The 1,188-nt window shown below is 41.4% G+C and carries 1 protein-coding gene; it reads left to right on the forward strand.

Annotated features, from left to right (window positions below; all coding sequences use genetic code 11):
• Positions 1 to 139: 139 nt before the first annotated feature.
• Positions 140 to 1,165, forward strand: a complete 1,026-nt coding sequence (locus OQZ33_RS24125) for an IS110 family transposase (protein ID WP_265802128.1) — start codon at positions 140 to 142, stop codon at positions 1,163 to 1,165.
• The last annotated feature ends 23 nt before the right edge of the window (positions 1,166 to 1,188 follow it).

A 1,188-nucleotide genomic window follows, 5' to 3' on the forward strand; every position in this document is an offset into this window, starting at 1 on the left:
TTTTATACCTATGAAATGATGCAATCCGCTACCGATTTTCTCCCTTGGTGACCAGATAACAATTAGGGCAGTACCCATTATTAAGGACTTGGATCGATGGGTTGGAAATTAGGTAACCGTTACAAACATAAAAAATAACATGATGATTAGCACCACAAAATTCTTTATCGGTATTGATGTTTCGAAACCCTACTTTGATGCTTCTCTGATGGCGGTGGTTAATCATTTAAAGCAGCCCGTTGAGACTGCCCGCTTTGACAACAATGCCACAGGGACCAAGACCTTTGACAAATGGCTTAAAAACCATAAGGTAACCTTTGATGAGCAGTCTCTTGTTGTCATTGAAAACACGGGAATCTATCACCGTCTGATTTGGTCTTTCTGCAGTAGGAAACACCTGCCCATCCACATTGGCAATGCGGCACATATCAAGTGGAGCTTTGGCATAGCCAGGGGAAATAATGATAAGATAGACATCCTCCGTTTATGTAATTATGCCTACAGGGAATCGGACACCTTAACTGCTACAGCGCCTTTGAGCCCCGTTCTGCTACACCTTAAAGACTTTATCTCTGCCAGGACAAAACTGCTCAAACAGATCACAAGCCTGGGGGTTTCCATTAAGGAACTGGGAAACGTAAATGAGAAACCACATCAGAAACTGATTGAGAGATCACTAAGATCAGCCATTGATGGCATAGCTAAATCCATCAGCAATATTGAGACCGAAATCAAGAAAATAATTGAAGAGAACAAAGCTTTCAAAAGCAATTATAAATTGCTGCTCAGCATCCCGGGAATAGGACATGTAACTGCTGTATATCTTATCGGTTGCACGGCTAACTTTGCAGGTAGCCCCAGCGGAAAACAACTAGCCTGCTATGCAGGCGTAGCGCCGTTTGAGCACAGCAGTGGCATAAGCATAAAAGGTAAGACAAGGTTTCATAGAATGGCCAACAAGGAACTCAAAAGATTGTTGCATCTGTGCGCCCTATCTGCTATTCAACACAACCTAGAAATCAAAAACTACGACAACAGAAAAAAGGATGAGGGAAAGCATGGCATGAGTATTTTAAATGCAATTAGAAACAAAATAGTGCTTAGGGTCGCGGCGGTTGTCAAAAACCAGATGCCTTTTAAAAATAACCATAAAATAGCAGCATAAAACTTGTATTTATCATAACAATC

The sequence above is a fragment of the Pedobacter sp. MC2016-05 genome (assembly GCF_026239735.1).
Classification (GTDB): Bacteria; Bacteroidota; Bacteroidia; order Sphingobacteriales; family Sphingobacteriaceae; genus Pedobacter.

What these genes read in the sequence shown, in the direction of transcription:
- OQZ33_RS24125 (WP_265802128.1), top strand. Translation starts at nt 140, where the DNA reads ATGATGATTAGCACCACAAAATTCTTTATCGGTATTGATGTTTCGAAA.